Annotated in this window: 15 protein-coding genes; 10 read left to right on the top strand and 5 right to left on the bottom strand. The window is 52.3% G+C overall.

Translation table 11 applies throughout. The annotated features are described in order from the left end of the window. Positions 1-7: 7 nt before the first annotated feature. Positions 8-1,864, bottom strand: a complete 1,857-nt coding sequence (locus BMX00_RS12535; protein WP_245728060.1) for an alpha/beta hydrolase family protein — start codon at positions 1,862-1,864, stop codon at positions 8-10. A gap of 389 nt (positions 1,865-2,253) precedes the next feature. On the opposite strand from BMX00_RS12535, the gene BMX00_RS12525 reads away from it, so the two are divergent. Both BMX00_RS12525 and BMX00_RS12520 read left to right on the top strand, forming a co-directional pair. Further along, positions 2,254-2,799, top strand: a complete 546-nt coding sequence (locus BMX00_RS12525) for an SRPBCC family protein (RefSeq protein ID WP_218141554.1) — start codon at positions 2,254-2,256, stop codon at positions 2,797-2,799. 261 nt (positions 2,800-3,060) lie between these two features. Next, on the top strand, positions 3,061-3,645 hold the full coding sequence (locus BMX00_RS12520; protein ID WP_090829357.1) for a diguanylate cyclase: 585 nt from the start codon (positions 3,061-3,063) through the stop codon (positions 3,643-3,645). A gap of 488 nt (positions 3,646-4,133) precedes the next feature. Here BMX00_RS12520 and BMX00_RS12515 read toward each other — a convergent pair whose 3' ends face one another. Then, positions 4,134-5,462: an endonuclease/exonuclease/phosphatase family protein gene (locus BMX00_RS12515; protein ID WP_090829356.1), complete on the bottom strand. Its 1,329-nt coding sequence runs from the start codon at positions 5,460-5,462 to the stop codon at positions 4,134-4,136. A 115-nt stretch (positions 5,463-5,577) separates the two neighbouring features. Beyond that, on the bottom strand, positions 5,578-6,591 hold the full coding sequence (locus tag BMX00_RS12510) for a methyltransferase (RefSeq protein ID WP_177171860.1): 1,014 nt from the start codon (positions 6,589-6,591) through the stop codon (positions 5,578-5,580). Between BMX00_RS12510 and BMX00_RS14420 the strand changes: the two genes are divergently transcribed. The 5 genes from BMX00_RS14420 (at position 6,584) to BMX00_RS12485 (ending at position 12,151) form a co-directional block, all read left to right on the top strand. Next, the gene (locus BMX00_RS14420; RefSeq protein WP_143053106.1) at positions 6,584-6,805 is read left to right on the top strand and encodes a hypothetical protein; all 222 of its coding nucleotides are present in this window, start codon (positions 6,584-6,586) and stop codon (positions 6,803-6,805) included. The genes BMX00_RS12510 and BMX00_RS14420 overlap by 8 nt on opposite strands. A gap of 123 nt (positions 6,806-6,928) precedes the next feature. Then, positions 6,929-8,659 (top strand): RecQ family ATP-dependent DNA helicase, encoded by a 1,731-nt coding sequence (locus BMX00_RS12505; RefSeq protein WP_245728058.1) that lies wholly within the window; start codon positions 6,929-6,931, stop codon positions 8,657-8,659. A 306-nt stretch (positions 8,660-8,965) separates the two neighbouring features. Then, positions 8,966-10,777, top strand: coding sequence for a sensor histidine kinase (locus tag BMX00_RS12495; protein ID WP_090829353.1), 1,812 nt, complete (start codon positions 8,966-8,968; stop codon positions 10,775-10,777). Continuing rightward, entirely contained in the window at positions 10,777-11,442 is a 666-nt protein-coding gene (locus BMX00_RS12490; RefSeq protein WP_245728056.1) for a response regulator transcription factor, read from the top strand. Before BMX00_RS12495 ends, BMX00_RS12490 begins: the two co-directional genes overlap by 1 nt. 247 nt (positions 11,443-11,689) lie before the next feature. Next, complete coding sequence (locus BMX00_RS12485) at positions 11,690-12,151, top strand: hypothetical protein (RefSeq protein ID WP_245728054.1); 462 nt, start codon at positions 11,690-11,692, stop codon at positions 12,149-12,151. A 285-nt stretch (positions 12,152-12,436) separates the two neighbouring features. On the opposite strand, the gene BMX00_RS12480 is transcribed toward BMX00_RS12485, so the two are convergent. Then, a complete protein-coding gene (locus tag BMX00_RS12480; protein ID WP_090829352.1) occupies positions 12,437-13,804 on the bottom strand; it encodes an ATP-binding protein in 1,368 nt (455 codons plus the stop codon). Positions 13,805-13,806: 2 nt separating this feature from the next. Next, positions 13,807-14,559 (bottom strand): response regulator transcription factor, encoded by a 753-nt coding sequence (locus BMX00_RS12475; RefSeq protein ID WP_342707159.1) that lies wholly within the window; start codon positions 14,557-14,559, stop codon positions 13,807-13,809. 192 nt (positions 14,560-14,751) lie between these two features. On the opposite strand from BMX00_RS12475, the gene BMX00_RS12470 reads away from it, so the two are divergent. From BMX00_RS12470 to BMX00_RS12460, 3 genes are all read left to right on the top strand, one after another. Further along, positions 14,752-15,228: a Spy/CpxP family protein refolding chaperone gene (locus BMX00_RS12470; protein WP_090829351.1), complete on the top strand. Its 477-nt coding sequence runs from the start codon at positions 14,752-14,754 to the stop codon at positions 15,226-15,228. A gap of 120 nt (positions 15,229-15,348) precedes the next feature. Continuing rightward, a complete protein-coding gene (locus BMX00_RS12465; RefSeq protein ID WP_143053105.1) occupies positions 15,349-16,290 on the top strand; it encodes a sulfotransferase family protein in 942 nt (313 codons plus the stop codon). 514 nt (positions 16,291-16,804) lie between these two features. Next, positions 16,805-18,481 carry a hypothetical protein gene (locus tag BMX00_RS12460; protein ID WP_143053104.1) on the top strand — a complete coding sequence of 559 codons (1,677 nt, stop codon included), beginning with the start codon at positions 16,805-16,807 and terminating at the stop codon, positions 18,479-18,481. Positions 18,482-18,522 lie beyond the last annotated feature (41 nt).

Raw genomic sequence — 18,522 nt, 5'->3', positions numbered from 1 at the left:
CGTCACCTTATCTGTTTCCGCTTTCGTCGCCTTTGAGGTATTTCTCCAGAAACTGCAAAATCCTGCGATTGGCCTCGATCTGATTTTTCTTCTTGGTGAAACTGTGCCCTTCGTCCGGGAAGACTACATACTCCACCGGAACATTGTGTTTCCTGACCGCTTCCACGATTTCATCGCTCTCCGCCTTGACCACGCGCGGATCGTTGGCACCCTGAATAACCATTAAAGGCTTTCGTATTTCTTTGGCATGAAAAAGCGGGGAAGTCGCGACCAGGATATCTATATCGTTCACCGGATCGCCAATCTCATCGTAAATGGCTCTACGAACGGATTCCCAATACGGCGGAATGTTTTCCAGCGTACGAAGCCAGTTACTGACGCCAAAAATATCCACCCCTACTTTAAAAACCTCGGGGCGGAAAGCCAACGCGGACAATGTCATATAGCCGCCATAGCTGGCGCCCATGATGCCGATACGCTCGTGGTCGATGTAACCCAGACTGGCGAGATAGGTTTTGGCCTCCACGCAATCCCAAAGGGGCTCCCGTCCATGTTTGCGATTTGCCGCGGTAAAAAAAGTCTTGCCGTAACCGGAACTGCCGCGATTATTGATCCCCAACACGGCGTAGCCGTGGTTCACCAGATATTGAATCTGAGCGTTATAGCCGCGCATGGTCTGCCCACCCGGCCCCCCGTGAACATACACGATAGCGGGCACTCTGTTTGATCCCGAAGCTCCATGCGGCTTGTAGTAGATCGATGGAATCACCATTCCGTCGAAAGACTTGAAACGGATCACTTGCGCGTCGATCAGGTCTGACTCGTCGATTTCACTGCTCAGGCTCTGGGTAAGCTGCAGGAGTTGTGCGGTGCAGAAATCATAAACGAACAGATTATCGGGGGAACGGTCACCATTCAAATAAAAGGCCATGCGGGTGCTGCTCCGCGAAAAAACCACACCACGAATTTCTCCCTTCGGAAGTGCCGGGATATTTACCGAATTTTCTCTTTTACCTTTATCGCCGCCCTCTTCCCCATTTTCCTCTTTAATTTCCACGATCCGAATCATGATGCTGCCATCCTGATTGATTCCCGTAATCCTGAAACGGCCATCCTGGGAGAAATAGGTGTTGATTACATCCCAATCCGCGCCTTCGTGATCCTCGACTTCGGCCGTGGTCAGGTCATAGGTGCAAATGCGCTTGAACTCGCTTCCCTCATTCGTGAGAAAAAACAGCTTTTGCGAGGCTGGATCGAACGTCTCCGCACGATAACTGATGCTGCCCTCATGCGAGGTAAGGTGTTTCATCTCTTGTTTGCCGATATCAAACAGATAGATATCGCTATCGGAAGTGGTATTGGACCTGTTCAGCGCCATCCATCGCTCGTCGCGGCTAATCGGCCCCAAATCGAATCCCTGCTCGTTCCTGTATAGTAAAGTCCGGGCGTAAGTCTTTGCATCGTAGCGGTAAATATCGAAGAATCTGGGATCACGCTCATTACTTGATACAAAAAAAGCGCTCCCATCCGGCCGCCAACCGATGAATTGGGCCTTGAGCGTCTGGCCCGGCGTCAAGTCTGTTTCCGCACCATCCGGGCCAAGCACGAACAGATGAAAATTCTCATCGCCGCCCCGGTCTCGCGTAAAAAGGATGCGATCATCATGGGGAAAGAAGGCTACTGCAAAGGTGCTGTCAACGGTAGACCGAGTCAGAGGCTCTGGCGTGGTCCTGCCGGCTCGGCCTTCACTTCCTCCGCCTATTGGCAGCGTATAGGCATTAAATATACCGGATGCATTGCTGCTGAACAGAATCCGTTGCTCATCGGCACTAAAAGACGCTCCCAATATAGAAGTCGTAGCCATGAACTGTTCTATGGTGTAACGCTTCATTTGAGAGATTTGGCTGACTGGCTCGGGGGTTTACAGGTTCGCCAAGCATGGAACACGAGGCGCAGGAGATGGGCAAGCGCTATATTATTGCTCAAATGACGGACTTCAACCACTCCATTTCACAATGTACACCACCGAACAGAGCGATCGTTTTTATGTAGGTATCATTCGCACCATAATAGGAAATTGCATTCGGAGAAGTTCTGGACAAGTTTCCCGTGAAGAATGAGGTCTCAAAAATGAGATCTCGGTCCAGGACCGTAACCAGGCATTTTCCCAAAGCCAGGGTCAACCGAAGGCTTTCAGGGATGAATGGACGGGGCAACGATCCTATCGCAAACAGATAACCGGAGGTACTTGAAATGTTGAAGAAAATTGTAGCGCTTGCCGCGCTTGCCGCAGGAGGAATCATGTTATCGAAACGTTTCCGTAAATCTCCCGGATCGGAAACGATGTCGACGATTGAAGAGTCAGTGGAAGTCAACGTGCCGGTCAGTACCGCATACAATCAGTGGACGCAATTCGAGGAGTTTCCCAAGTTCATGAAGGGGGTAAAGGAAGTGCGGCAGCTTGACCCCACACATTTGCATTGGCGCGCGGTGGTTGCCGGCAAAGAACAGGAATGGGATTCGGAAATTACCGAGCAAATTCCTGACACACGAATTGCCTGGCACAGCACCAGCGGTGCAAAAAACGCAGGGGTCGTTACATTCCATAAAATCTCCGATTCAGCCACGAGAGTCATGCTGCAAATGGACTATGAGCCTCGTGATGTTGTTGAAGGAATCGGTGATGTATTAGGACTGGTGAAAATGGAAGTCCGTGATAACCTGAGGGGTTTCAAGGAATTTCTTGAAGGGCGCGGCAAAGAAACCGGCTCATGGCGCGGCGCGGTTCCCCAGCAGTAGGAGGGTTGCGCGGGGAAAGCAGTACGAAGCTTGGCGGACGTTGCCAGCCTGGCAGGGGAGTTGCCGTTGGTTATCTCGGCCTGACCAGTTAGCGTTGCAAGGTCTTCGTTCTCACATTCTTCGTTCCAAATTCTTCGTTCCAGGTCCTTCGTTCCCAAGTTCTTCATTCGTAGGGGTCGATATTTCAGCTTCAAATGCTGGATAAGCCCCAATGATGAATCGAGAGTGTGTCCCCGCATTTTCCCAAGGCGGAAAAACGCCATGCTGAACGATCCAACGCTTCTCATATTGATGTATTTCATTCTGCCGGTCTGGTTGATGGCGGGCTGTGCCGATTGGCTCTGCCATCGCGCATCCCATATCGAGAGGACGACCGGCGCAAAGGAATCGCTCCTTCACCTTCTCATGTTCGCCGAGCTCGGCCTGCCGCTGCTCGCAGCGATCTTCCTGCAGATAAACGCCGGAATCATCGCCATTATGATTGTTGCGTTCTTCATTCACGAAGCTACAGCGTTGTGGGATGTCCGTTATGCGGTTACCGCCCGGGATGTGACCCCGATCGAGCAGCACGTGCACAGCTTTCTGGAGATGATTCCCCTCATGGCAATTCTGTTCGTGCTATCCCGTCACTGGGACCAGTTTCTTGCGCTGTTCGGCTTTGGTACGGAAGCTGCCCGGTTCGATCTAGCCTGGAAGGATCCACCGCTGCCTGCAACCTATGTGCTTTCCGTCATGGCGGCCATCCTTTTGTTCGAACTCATCCCGTATATTGAAGAGTTTTTGCGTGGGCTGCGAGCCAACCACGGGGCCCTGGTGCCGCCCAAGGCGCGGGCTAAAAACCGTTGAGTTGCGCCAAGCAATCCGCGGGCTTTTTCTTTTAAATGGTGGCGGTCGATGAGACTTTACCAGCCACGAACTCGCCATGAACTCCCGGCGCTTTAAAGCTGCGTGGGCAGCGTAAGAATTGGCTGACAGCGGCGGACCGTGCAAAAATCACGTACTCCGCAAGTCGTTTGGCGTAATCTCTGCCCGGAATGCTCCGCGCCTTTTAATCCCCCCAAAATGAAATAGCCCGGAGCGGTTGCCGCTGCGGGCCATTGTTTTACCTTTACCTCGCCGTATCTCGTCGGCTATCCGATCAGCTCCAGCTTGCTCCCAGAATTCCTAAACCGGACACGAGTACAAGAATATATGTACCCCAAAACAATAACATGTTGTTCATGGCGCACCTCCTTGCATGTGATTAATCACGGCTCCATGATCCTCATTTCGATGCAACATATCTGTGCGAAAGGCCGCACAACGACGAATGCCTTCCCCGTGCGCCGATACTTTTAAAACTCAAGAATAGTGATTCTTGGGCAATGATCGCTCGTTGCAATGGACTGGCGGCCGCTCTTTACCAATGCGATCTTGCTTGAGCGCGGCGCGCCCGCTTGTGCCCGCCTGACCGGGCCACTTATGACAATGTGATCCAGCCCCTTGAAGCCGGTGCAGCCTGGCTCCGTGGATGTCAGGCGCACCTGGTACATTGAAGGAGACCCGTCGGCAATCTCTTGCCACAGGTAATTGCTTTTAACGCTGCCGAACTCATCCCTGGTATTGGGCCCCGCCGGGTCGGAGCCATCCGCGCGCACCTGGGCCTTGGGAATCCGCGCTCTGGCTTCCTCGTCTATTCGCCGGTTAAAGTCTCCCAGCAAAATAAAACGAGGACTTTGACTGGCGATTTGTTCGATCCAATCCTCCAGGATGGGAATCTGGCGGTTGAGAACCGTGCAGGCCGGCTCGGAGTCCGTGAGCTGGTGACCCGGGAAACCAGGCGCAGTCTTCAGGTTGGCGCAGCCCGACTTGAGATGGACATTCAGGAAAGTCACGGGTGAGCCGCCGATCACGAGTTCGAGCGCCAAGCCAGGCCTGACCCGGTGCGCGCGTTTATCCCCAGGATTTTCCGCGAGTGCAAGTTCCCGGTTCGTTGTGCATCTGTTTGCGCCTGCTGGTATCGATTTATCCCAAGCGAATGCGACCGTCTGAAATGCGCTGTGCGGCGCGGCACAAACATCGAATTGCCCGGCGAATTTTCCAAGTACCCGCTCGATAGTCTCTTGTGACTTAACTTCCTGAAAGGCGATTACCTTAATTTTCTCGTTCTGAATCAAGTCCTCGACGGCTGCTCGCAAACCATCCAGCTTGAGATTGTAATTTTCAACTGTTTCCGCTCTTGCCGGATGCTTCCCATAGGCGTTGCATGGGGCGATCATCATTGCCGTGTCAAAGCCCCCGGCTGCTGCAATGAAGGCTTCCTGGCATTTCTTTGCGCGAGCTTCTTCTTCCGGTGTTGGATGCGAAGCGCCCCGCGAAATCTTTACCCGGCTGTCGCACCAGTCAACCTCTGGTGCGCTACAGACTTCGACATGGCGTTTGAAATCGTCGATGGTCCCCGCCCACGCCATGTTGAACACCGCGATGCCAACAGGGGTTGGAACAGAGCTTGCTACAGGGATTTCAGTAGGGGAAGTTTCCTGGGCAGGGGAAATTTCCTCCGTATACGCGCAGGCTGGCAAGCCCGATAACAGGATTGCCGCGAAGCAACTAATGCGACGAATATGCTCAATGCAGGACGACGGGATAAAAAGCTCATGCATGAATGCCCCCAAGGAGATCATATTCCTCTCAGATCAATCCGCAGGGTAAGTGGGAGATCGGGAGATCCCGAGCTTCTATAGGCAGATCGAAGTAAACATGGCCCAGCTTATTTGATCCCTCATTTAATTCCATCCCTTATTTAATTCCTATAACCATGGAGTCCGGTCCGACCAACTGCTCCACATGCGCGGCCGAGAATCCAGCCTCTTTCATCCATCCAGTGCAGTCGGCGCCGGTATAATCAAACCCCCCCGGCGTTTCTATGAGCATGTTCAGGCTCATCATCAATCCGAAGGCATTCTTTGACCGGTCATCATCAATGATGGATTCGTAAACGATGAGCGCGCCACCGGAAGGGATCGCGTCGAATGCCTTCCGGATAAGCATTTTTTTTGTGGGCAAGTCCCAGTCATGCAGGATGTGCCCCATCAGCACAACGTCTGCCTTGGGCAGATCTTCTTTGAAGAAGTCGCCGGGCATGAAAGCGACCTGGTCGGCGACACCTGTGATTTCCGTATACTGCTGAAAAATGGGCCCAACTTCTGGCCGGTCGAATCCCAGGCCGCGCAAGTGAGGATTCGCCAGCGCGATCTGGACCGCGAGGTCCCCCTGCGCGGTACCTACATCCACGAATGTGTGATAGCCCTGCCACGGAAAGGACTGAGCGATGACGGTGTTGGCTGCGTGGCTGACGCCGGTCATGGCTGAGAGAAACTCATTCAGGCCGGTGGGATCGGCATATAAAGTCTCGAAGAGATCCGCTCCTCCGTTCTTACATTCGTTCTGCGGCGCACCGGTACGCAGCGCTTCGGTCAAGTTGTTCCAGATCGGGTAGAGGCGGCGGTTTGCCATCTCAAGTATTCCGCCAATGTAGGAGAGCTTGGTCCGGTCGAGGAACAGATCGGTATCCGGCGTATTGCTATAGCGATCTCCCTCGCGATTCAGGAACCCGAGTGCTACCAGCGCGTCGAGGAAATCACGCGCGGCGCGCGGATGCAGTCCTACCCGCTCGCGTAGCGAATCCAGATTTTTCGGTCCTTGTGCCAGTTCCGTGAAAAGACCCATCTCGACAGCGCATAATAGGGTTTTCGCTGGCCAGAAGGCCATACCAGTCTGCATAATTTTTTCGGGAGTCAGTTGCTTGTCCATTGATGCTCCAGATGATAGGGAAAAGTGGATTGAAGAATCGGTACGCTCGCTACGGCGACCACTACATCTCAAGCATGCCGCGCTAACGTTGTTCCGGCTTGTCCGGCTCGACCTCGGCTGGCGTACCGCAAATCATGCGGTCCATCGTAACCTGCCTTTTATTTTCCCGAGCATCTCCGTTGGCATCCCTGCTCAGGATATGATGACAGGATAAGTGCAAGGGGGCGGCCACAGCTGAGCAAACAGAGGAACAGAGGCTGACCAAATAGGGTATAGGAAAGAGGATATAGGACAGGATAATTGATAAGGCAGGATGATGGCAAACAGATTTAACCATATGAAAAACTTGCCCGATAAGCAGGATAGCCTGGAAGAAAGCCTGCATGAAGTTTTCGGTCTTTCTCACTTGAGACCCGGCCAGGAGGAGGTCATTCGGAATGTGCTGAATGGGCAAGACACACTTGCAGTCATGCCAACGGGAAGCGGCAAATCGCTTTGCTACCAGTTGCCCGCGTTAAAATTACCCGGCACTGCCGTGGTCGTTTCGCCTCTCATTTCCCTGATGAAGGATCAGGCCGAAAAATTGGAAGAGGTCGGGATTGATGCGGCCCAGGTCAACAGTATGCTCAACACGCAGGAAAAGTCGGAAACGTTACGGAATATCCGGCGGGCGCGCAGCGAAGTTGTATTTGTTACGCCTGAGCGCCTGTCCGATCCTGATTTCATTGCCAACCTGCAGCGCATCACGATAAACGTCTTTGTCGTGGATGAAGCGCATTGCATTTCGCAGTGGGGGCATGATTTTCGCCCGGCTTACCTCGCATTGAGTGATGCGATCAAGGCGCTCGGCAGCCCCCCGGTGCTCGCATTGACCGCGACTGCCACACCAGAGGTAATTGACGACATCGTCCGGCAGCTGGAGCGTCCCACCATCCATATTGTCAATACAGGCATCTATAGAGCCAATCTGAGCTACAACGTCGTACATGCCACAAGCGCGGGCGAAAAACTCAAGAAACTGCAACACCTGATTCAGGAGAGCGAAGGCAGCGGAATCATATATACCGCCACCGTAAAAGCGGTGGACGATCTGATACCGGCATTGCGGATGGTCGAGGACAGCGTGACGTTCTACCATGGACATCTGCCCAGAAAAGTGCGCAACGAAAACCAGCAACGCTTCATGGAGGGCCACAGCCGGATCATGGTGGCGACCAATGCATTCGGCATGGGTATTGATAAGCCTGACATCCGGTTCGTGGTGCACTACCAGATTCCGGGAAGCCTTGGATCATATTATCAGGAGTCCGGCCGTGCCGGGCGTGACGGAAAACCCGCCAGGTGCACGCTTCTTTACGACACACAGGATAAACGGATACAGCAGTTCTTCCTGGCGCGCCATCATCCGGGGCATGAAGAGCTGCGAGAAGTCTATCGAACGGTACAGGGCCTCCTCAAGGAGCAGCCTGTGGTTGAATTCGAGCGGCTACATGCTCGGATTCCCCAATATTCTGTTCGCCGACTTCAGGTAATGCTAAAGCTGCTGGAGGATGGGGACATACTCGTGCGTGATAAAGCTCTGGATTATCGCCTTCGAAATGAAAATCTTACCACAGAAACCCTGACTCAACTTGCCGCCACATCGCGTAAAAAAGCCGATCATGACCGGCAGGCGCTGGAACGCATGATATTTTATGCCCAGAGCGGATTGTGCCGATGGAAGATTCTTCTGGAGTATTTCGATGAGGAAGTGGAATGGGACCGCTGCGGGCACTGCGATAATTGCCTGAACCCGCCGGAAAAAGCCCTATCGGCACAGCCTGTTCCTGATCGGCACCCGAGCTCGAGCCTCTTTCGGGAAACAAAACCCTTGCTACAGTTTTCGTTCCCCATTGGCACCCCAGTGGAAGTTCCGAAAGTGGGAAAAGGTCAGGTCGTCGGCACCACGGGCGACATGGTTACCATCGTCTTTCCCGATAGCCAGCAGCGGATGTTTTTGAAGAGCTATGTAAAGCGAGCTGAAGCGAATCTGGATGCAAACCCCGGGGGTATGGGTGCGATACCGTGAATGGGAACGGGGCCGACCGGGCGTATCGGATTCAACCCGCGCGCCAGCTTTACGCATCGTTCGGCAATCAGCTGCGTGCATAGGGGAATCCATGTTGTCGCTGGCAACTTCCGCGGAAACACCTCCTCATCCACTACCCTGTTCGGTCCAAAAAACGAACAGCATTGCACAGAACACAAGAGACGCTGCATAATTTATAAGGTTTGGGTCCTGGAATTTTTCAACAAGCGATAGGCGCTGATGAAATCAGGTAGATGTATATGAAACGGACGAAAACATCAGATTGATGAATGATGAAAAATTTCAATGACCAGCAAGGGTAAAAGCGACGCAGACGCAAGCCCCGCAGATGCAACCCTTCCCACGCCGGATGGGCATTCAAACACAGGGGGGATTCTGCGCGAGCGTCTGAAGGAAATTACCTGTCTTTATGAGATTCGTCGCGGCATTGGCCTGGAATTATCGGTAGAGAATGTCTGCCAGCAGATTTTCAGGCACCTGATTCCTGCCATGCAGTTTCCGGAAATCGCAACTGCCGTGATCGAACTCGATGGCAGGCGTTTCATTTCAGAGAATCACGGCCAGGGTCTTACGCATGAGTTGCAATCCACGATCAGCGCCAACAATAAACCGTGGGGCCAGCTGCGCGTGTTCTATCCCGAAGACAAGCCGTTCCTGGTGCCGGAAGAGCAGAGACTTATCGACGCAGTCGCGAGCGATCTGGGGATGTGGCTGGAGCGCAAACAGATCGATGAGACGCTGCGCGAGCGCCTGAAGGAAATTACGTGCCTACATGAAATTCGCCGAGGCATCATGGGACTGGAATTATCGGTAGAGAATGTCTGCCAGCAGATTTTCAAGCACCTGATACCCGCCATGCAGTTTCCGGAAATTGCCACCGCCGTGATCGAACTCGATGGCAGGCGCTTCACGTCAGACAATCACGGCCAGGGTCTTACGCATGAGTTGCAATCCAGGATCAGCGCCAACAATAAAATCTGCGGCCAATTGCGCGTGTTCTATCCGGAAAACAAGCCCTTCCTGGTACCCGAAGAACAGAGGCTCATCGACGCTGTCGCAAGCGACCTGGAGATGTGGCTGGAGCGCAAGCAGGTCGACGAGCTGCTGCGCGAGCGCCTGAAGGAGATCACCTGCCTCTATGAAATTCGCCGCGGCATGGGACTGGAATTATCGATAGATGGTGCGTGCCAGCAGATTTTCGAGCACCTGATTCCCGCCATGCAATTCCCGGAAATTGCGACCGCCGTGATTGAGCTCGATGGCAGGCGCTTCACCTCAGCAAATCACGGCCAGGGTCTTACGCATGAGCTGCAATCGAAAATCAGCGTCAACAATAAACCCTGCGGCCAACTGCGCGTGTTTTATCCTGAAGACAAACCGTTCCTGGTGCCTGAAGAGCAGAGGCTCATCGACGCCATTGCGAGCGATCTGGAAAGGTGGCTTGAGCGTAAAACTCTGGAGCAGACACTCGTTTCCATAACGGAAGAGCACCAGCGTTCGCTCGGGCAGGAATTGCACGACAATCTTGGGCAGCAGATTGCGGCAATTAGCTATCAAGCCAAGGCGCTGGAGAAAAAAATATCCGCCTCGGGCAGCGTGGATGCGGCAACCGTTGCGGCTTCGATTGCGGCACAGGCGCAGACCGCCGTGATGCAGTGCAAGCAGATCGCACAGGGACTGCTCCCGTTTGAGCTGGAGACCAATGGCCTGGTAGCCGCGTTGCAGGCCTTTGCATCGAGGATCGCGTCCGCCTACAAGATTACATGCGATTTTATATACAAAAACGGAGTTGTTATCGATGATAATAATCTCGCACTTAACCTGTACCGGATTGCCCAGGAGGCAGCCAATAACGCGATACGCCATGGGGGTGCGCAGCGGGTAACAATCTCGCTGGGCTCGGAGGAAGGAATTCTTTGTCTCTCGATATCCGACAATGGCAGTGGCTTTGCGGGCGTTGACAACAAGAACGCAACCACCCCGGGGATGGGCATTAAAATCATGCAGTATCGCGCCAGACAGCTCGGCGCGACGCTGGAATTCCTGAGGCGTGCCCAAGGCGGCATAGAGGTGCGGCTGGAGATGCAAGGGGTCTAATGTCAGCCACATCAACCAAGAAAGCCCAAGTGATGCTCGTGGACGACCATGCCATGTTGCGCCATGGTATGGCAATGCTCATCAATCTCGAGACTGACATGGAGGTGGTTGCCGAAGCGGGTGACGGTGACGAAGCGCTGGCCAGACTCAGGACAGAGCCTCATCCCAGTATCGTTTTGATGGATGTGTCTCTGAAGACCCTCTCCGGCTTCGAGGTGATAAAAAACATGCATAGCCTGGTCCCCGCGTTGCCTGTGCTCGTCGTCTCCATGCACGATGAAGGCGTTTATGCCCAGCGCGCTTTGCGGGCGGGTGCGCGCGGTTACGTAATGAAGCAGGAGCCGGGTGAAGTACTGATAACTGCCGTCCGCGAAGTATTGAAGGGAAATATTTATCTGAGCAAGCAAATTCACGCGAGGCTGCTGAATCGGGTGGCGATCGGAAGTACGGAGCCTGAACCATTGATCAACAACTTAACCCCCAGTGAATTTGAGGTGCTGCATTTGATCGGGTCCGGACATAGCAGCCAGGAAATTGCCAGGTTGCTTAGCCGCAGTATTAAGACCATCGAAACGCATCGGTTCAACATTCGCGCGAAATTGAATTTAAAGGATAGCGCCGACCTGATACGTTATGCCACCCACTGGATTTCGGAAGAGCGCTAGAAACGTTGCTTCTGAGCAAGGGACCCGCAAATAAAATACTCACAGAAAGTACTCAAAGTGTTCAATTTTATTCTTTCAATCAAGCACCCTTCAGCACCCGCGAAGGCGGGGGACTAATTGATACTTCTACCATAACAATGTTGTCTAAGGGTTTCCCTTAGACTAAAACAAGGGTTTCCCCAATATACGCATAGTATTGACTCGGATAGGATGCCATCACTCCATTCTATTTGTGTTTATTACTACCATGAAAACGAAAATAGGAAAATTTGCTGCGGCTTTAGTCATAGGTCTGCTGGCCTCCTGCGCACAAATGGGTCCTCTCGAGGCACAGAATGTCAGTATTCGTAAAGCTGCAGAGAACGCCACGACTTATGCCGACCACAACAGGTTGGCAAAGCAATATGAGAATACCGCCAGGGAATTGCTGGTAAAAGTAGAAGAACAAAAGAAACTTCTTCAGCATTACGAAGAAAAAAGCTATCTCTATGGTAGACAGGCACAAGATTACCAATCGCATACTTCGGCTTTGCTGAACAAGTATCAGCAAGCTGCAGAGGAAACCATAAAGCAAGCTGCTTTTCACCAGAGAATGGCGTCGGAACTTTTAAAAGACGATCATGCTGCCCGGCTAAACAACCGGGATACAAAGGCCAGGACTGGAATAGATGCCGAAGACTGGAGCGGTAATTCCGGCAAAACGCTATAAGGTGCATAGGACCGGCCCTCAATCTGACAAGATGACGGTCGGCCTACGGGTCGAGCTGCAGTTACCGGGGCAGGCTGCAAATAAGCAAGCCTGTGTTCCAACCGGCGTGAGTCGGATTATCGAGATTATTGCAAGCTAATGATTCCCATTTAGAAGTTCTGGGCACTCTAGCTGTCTATCTGTCAGCTCAAGGCTGAGCTACTGCCTCACTTCTCAACAATAACGTCCTGCCGTGGCCCAGCCCTTGTATGCGAGGAGGGAAGCGGCCGCGCCGTTAAATTCTCGTTAAACCTTGACGAGCTGTAAGCGGATATGAATATTCAACCCTTCATCGGGGTCGTTTCTTGCCGTGATATCGCCACCATACAATCGGATAGCCCGATCAGCAATGGCTAACCCGAGCCCGTATCCACCGCTTAGGCGGTCTCTCGCTTTCTCCACTCTTGTGAATGGTTCAAAAAGATGGGGCAGCATTTCATTGGGCACACCTGGTCCATGATCGCGTACCTGAATAATGATACCCTGCTCATTTCCTGCATCCGCCAGCATGCTTATTTCCACTGCCGTACCCCGTTTTGTATATTTGATGGCGTTGCGAACGACGTTTTCAATCGCGCTGTAAAGCAGTGTCGCATTTGCCTTAACGATCGCCGGAAAGGATGTTCTCAATCTGACCTTGCAATCCTTCGACTCTGCTTCAAATTGCGCATCCTCTATAAGTCCCTCGAGCAGTTCCCGTATATCCACCTGCTCGATATGGGCCGCATCCACGCCGGCTTGCAGGCGAGAGAACTCGAGGAGGTGGCTGACCAACTCATTCAGGCGTTCTATTTCAAGCTCGATGCGGTCAAGCTCTTTTTCTGCCTGGCCGTTAGATCGCTGCCGGGCAAGCCCCAACGCGACTTGCAAGCGCGCGAGCGGAGAGCGCAATTCATGGGAAACATCGCTCAGTAGCTGGCGTTGAGCGCTAAACACTTTCTCGAGCCGTTCAGCCATTTTATCGAACGCGCCTGCCAGCTCTGCAATTTCATCCCGCCGGCCCCTCATGGATGGAACAACACGCTGAGTAAGGTCACCGGCCGCGATGTGCTGGGTGGCACGTCGCAGGCGCTCCAGCGGAAAGGTCAAATAGCGGCCGAGTATCAGGCAAGCCAGCACACTTACCAGGGCGGCGATAGCCATGGGTAGCGCAATGACTCTTGGCCGCTGCAAAACCCTGCGCAGCGTAATGCTCTGAAAATCCGGCACCATGTGAAAGGAACTCCCATCAGCCAGGCGAATGGGCTGCTGGTGATGAAGCCATCTTTGTTCATTTTGTTCAGCCCGTTGCCGCCTTCGATCCAATCTTGTAATGATGTAAGCGGGAACCTCTCGCCCAAGCAGGTCCCGACCTGCCTCATTGATCAGGAGAATAGGGATTGCTTCGCTACGGTCTAACTGATCCAACCATTCCTTGAGGCCTGCGATACCTTCCTGCTTTGCGACGGCTTGACCCTGGTCGAAGTATTTCGACAGACGCGTCCGCATGCTGCCGATATCCTGCTGTGTCCGGGTATGTTCGAGATAACTGGAGGCAGCGAACATAAGCGCTGCGGCGAAAATGGCAAGCGTCAGCCAAAAGGAGAGGAATATTTTCCAGAAAAGTCTGTGCACGGTCAGGGTAATGAATAGATGTAACCGACGCCGCGCACTGTTTTAATCCGCTCCTGGCCGTTGGGTAACGGACCCAGCTTCTTACGCAGATTGCTTACATGCATGTCAAGACTGCGATCGTAACGGCTCAATTTACGGCCAAGCGCCTGCTCGGACAGCTTCGCTTTCGATACGATGTGACCGGCTTCTCGCAGCAGCACCTCCAACAGACTGAATTCCGTGCTGGTCATGGGTATGGGTTTACCTGCGCACAGCACGGTGCGTGAGCCAATATGCATAACCAGGTCATGCTGTGCAATCCTGTCGGGTGGCTCGTTGACACCATGCAACTCTCCTTGCGTCTCCGCTCTTCTCAAAATTGCGCGAATCCGCGCCACCATTACACGCGGATTGGACGGTTTGGCCAGATAGTCATCCGCACCGAGTTCAAGCCCTACGACGCTGTCAACGTCATCCCCGCGCGCCGTTAACATCAGCACGGGAAGTGAAGATTGCGTACGCAGTTCGCGTAATACGTCGAACCCGTTCCTATTCGGCATCATGACGTCGAGTATCAATAAATCGTATTGGTTAGCCAGCGCCTTTTCTAAAGCGGCGTTGCCATCATGAGCCACGTCGACCTCAAACCCCTCTTTGTCAAGGTAATCGATGAGCATGTCGCTTAATTCGATATCGTCATCCGCCAGAAGTATGCGCGCCATCTTTTCTTGGGAATCAAGCCTGTTACGAACCACTTTATGGATCACCCCGGTCATTCATTTCGTTTCAGATATTGCCAAATTGAAGCAAACAAATATAGAGAGCGCTGATTTCTTTACATAAATTTACGCTTCCATCACCCATCTTGACACGGCTTGATCTTATTCTTTGTTCATGCCGTATGGGCGCCTGTCTACCCACCAGACCGGCTGATATTCGTAACCAACACCATTACGAGGAATCAACCAATGAAGACCGTCACGAAAATTTCGCTAATCAGCGGATTGTTAGCCAGCAGCATCGCTTTGGCCGATCCGAATCAGGACACTTACTCTGGAAATGGATCGCGTGGATGCGGCCCTGGCGCGCATTCCAAAATGATGAAGGATCAGGGGCGTTTTCTGGAACGAATGGCCGATCGCCTCAAGCTTACTACCGAACAGCGGATATCGGTTAAAACAGTTATGGAAAAATCAAAACCTCAAATCGCGGACTTAAAGGAAAAAATGCGGACGAATCGCAAGGCATTACGAGAACTCGGGCAGAGCGTCAAGATTGATGATGGCCAAGTACAGGAATTGGCGCGGGAACGAGGAAATCTGATGGCCGAGCTGATCGTCGCGCGTAGCAAGGTACGTAACGAGATTCGGCAGGTACTGACTGACACGCAGCAGGAACAGATGAGGCAGATGCGTGAGAAACATTGGGAGCGCAATAAAGGATGAGGCACAACGCTGGAACAGCGGTTTGATATACGCCATGCGGTTGTGGTGCCCCTAAGGCGGGAATTCAGGATCTGAACAACAGCCCGGTATCTATATTTAGCCCATGAAAAGGATATTTAAATGAGTGCGACTTCCACGGCATGTGTCCAAAATACACCGATGAGATGCGGAAAATCCATTATTGTCGTCCTGGGTATGCATAGAAGCGGTACAAGCGCTATTACTCGCGGACTTATGGTCATGGATGTCGATCTGGGAAACCGTCTGCTGCCGCCGGCACCGAATAACGAGAAAGGATTTTTCGAGGATACCGATATACATGCCATTAATAAGGCCTTATATCGCTCTCTGAATCGTCCCCTCCGTTGGCATACCCCCGCGTCTGTGCCAAAAAACGAACTCCTTCACAAAAAAAATACTCCTCTCCGGCTGCGCGCCATTGAAGTGCTCGGATCGCGATTGGAAACTGTAGAGTATTTTGGCGTTAAAGATCCCCGTATATGCCGCACCTTGCCATTCTGGCAAGGTATTTTTGAAGAACTGCAAGTTGACGTCTCGTATGTCATTGCACTGAGAAATCCGCTCAGTGTCGCGAAGTCGCTAAGAAAAAGGAACAATTTCCCCCCTGAGAAATGCCATAATCTTTGGCTTGATCATGTTCTTCCGTCAGTGCTGCTTACCCAGGGAGCGCCTCGCGTGCTGGTCGACTACGATCTCCTTTTGGCGGACCCTTACAAACAGATCAGCAGAATCGCCCTCCACCTGGGCTTGGTCAAAAGGCTCGATCCTGCTCGTTTGATTGACTTCAGCCAAAATTTTTTGGATAGAAGACTACGCCATGCCAGTTTCGAACCAGAGGATGTCTTTAATGACCCAATAGTTCCAGCCCCTGTCAGGACGGCAGCGTCAGTGCTTGCCGATGTTGCGGCAGACAATCTAAGTCTGGATTCGGAATATGTTGCGGAAGTGTTTGCAAATATCTCCGGACAGGTACACAAACGGTTCCGATTGTCCGGACAAAACATTTGGCTTAGATTATTTGGAACGCATAATAATATATGACATTACACTGTTTGAAAGGATAAGTCAGACAGCCGGGGCTTTCGCGGCGGAGCTTATCCGTTATTTTTCAATGAAACGCCGGAGACGATCGCGCTGGTAGCAATTCAGATCATCACAGGCTCGGCCTCTTAGGTTTCTATTCTTACAGGTCCGGGAACTCATGAGCGCTTGTTCTTCCTGAACTCTTCTCGGCAAGGTTCGGGTCCGGCGCAGCAGCAAGCTTAAGATTGTTGCCGCGTTGGATGATGTGTAGAGATGTATGTGCGAAAGCAAGGCGGGCACGGCGCGGCATCACATGAATTCGGTATCGGGTACCGATGGAGCGTAAGATAAAACCATGGTCTATTTCGTATTTTTATAATTATAATCAATTGTTTAAACAATACTCATTTCCTTGCTTTATGAAAAATTTGAGCTACGATTATTTTAGGCACCCGAGGTTGCTTTTCCTGTAGGTAACAATACAAATACGGAGCAACAAGATATGGATATCTCGCAGATTCGGCTTTTGATTATGACCTCAAGTTTAGTGCTCGCCTTACCCTCGCAGGCAACCACGCTGAAAGCCCTCAAGTACATTGATTCGACGAATACAGTACAGTTTCTTCAAAATGACTGGAACCCGGCAGATGGCGATACACACTGGGAAGCCATTGGAGTCGATGGTATGTGGGTCGGTACCGACCCCTACCTTTTGGATTTTTTTGGAGCGAATGTTGCCGGGAGCTTTTCTGTCGGGGACGATCCTTGGGAAATCGTCTCGATAAAAAGCCTTGCCGGGGAACAACTTGACCTGCGGCAAACACAGGAAATGCAGCTTGTTGCCCGCCCACTATACGTGACGAGCAATCCCTTTGTCAGTGTCGTACTGCGCCTGACCATGCAGGACGGCAGTATCTGGGACCAGCCCAAGGTGCTGGCAAATAACGTATGGCAAACAGGAGCATTCCCGATTAAGGAGGACGCGTTTGCCCGTGCCCAGTGGGGGCCGGAGGGTATGTTCGACCTTGGCAAGGTTGCCTCATGGGAAGTTATCCTGGCTGATCTGCCTCCCAATAATAACCATCACATTAACTTTCGTGCCGTGTACATGAAGGGTAATTACGACGCGCCACAAGATAAGAATGCTGCCGAGCCGTTCGGGGTAAATTTTTTCAATGGGGATGGAAGTATCCTATTCCGTCATGCTGACTGGAACCCGGCCGACGGCGATACCGATTGGTTATATCACATACGCAAGCAGCCGACGTCTTATGATCCATATGGGTTTCTAAAGGCGGTCTACCGTTCGGAAGGTGACCCATGGGAAACCGTGTCATTGCGCAAGGAAGCACAAACCTATTTCGATTTGACAGCCAACGGCAACAACCAAATTGTGGCTTTAGTGAATGCTGATCTAAATCTGGATCCGAACGCCTTGATCATGAGCCTTACCATGGAGGATGGCAGCATCTGGCAACAAGGTAGGCCGCTGGATGTGGTTAGAGAGTCTGGCTCGTTGATGAACTATGCGGACGATCGCAATCTCGTTTCGCCATACAGGTTTCCCCTGGCTCCCGACGGGAAGGGCTGGACGATGGCGGCCTGGGGGCCGACAGGCAGATTTGACCTCAGCCGGATTAAAGCATGGGAGTTGTTCTTCAATAATCTTGGGCAAGGAGAGCATGCTGTTTTCCTTGGCAGCATTGATACCATTGTCGCAACTTCTTTAGTCCGGGCGGCCAACACGTTTGGAACCACCGGGCAGGCGCGATGGCTGGAGCGCAGCTTTTCTTCTGATGGGGTGATTGCAGACATTAGCTCAGCAGGCGTCGGAGATCGCCTCTCCATTGCCGCCCCGATTGATGGATCAGGGGGCGGCTTCACCCTCGAAGTTACTAACAGCTATGTGAACCCCTCTCCCGACGCGGTTGTCTTCATGCTGACGACAAAGGATGGGAAAATTTGGCAGCAAGCTTATAGCTTGCCAAAAGCTGGACGATCAGTACTCTGGATTTATACAACTTGCCCTTCCGTACCTCCTGGAACACCTGGAACACGTCCTAACGCGTATATTGACCACTGCCAGGTTGCAATGGGACCGCTTTATGGTATTAACCCTGCTGACATTACTAATTGGGAAATAACGCTGAACAGCCCGCCCGCCGGGGAACATAAAATAAGGGTTAATCTTCTCTCGACAGTTAATTAAACTTGAGAGTCGGCCTCGCTGACGGCAAGAATTCATCCGGA

This window comes from Nitrosovibrio tenuis (assembly GCF_900109785.1).
In the GTDB taxonomy this organism is placed as follows: domain Bacteria; phylum Pseudomonadota; class Gammaproteobacteria; order Burkholderiales; family Nitrosomonadaceae; genus Nitrosospira; species Nitrosospira tenuis_A.
This window is presented reverse-complemented; position numbering and strand designations above follow the sequence as displayed.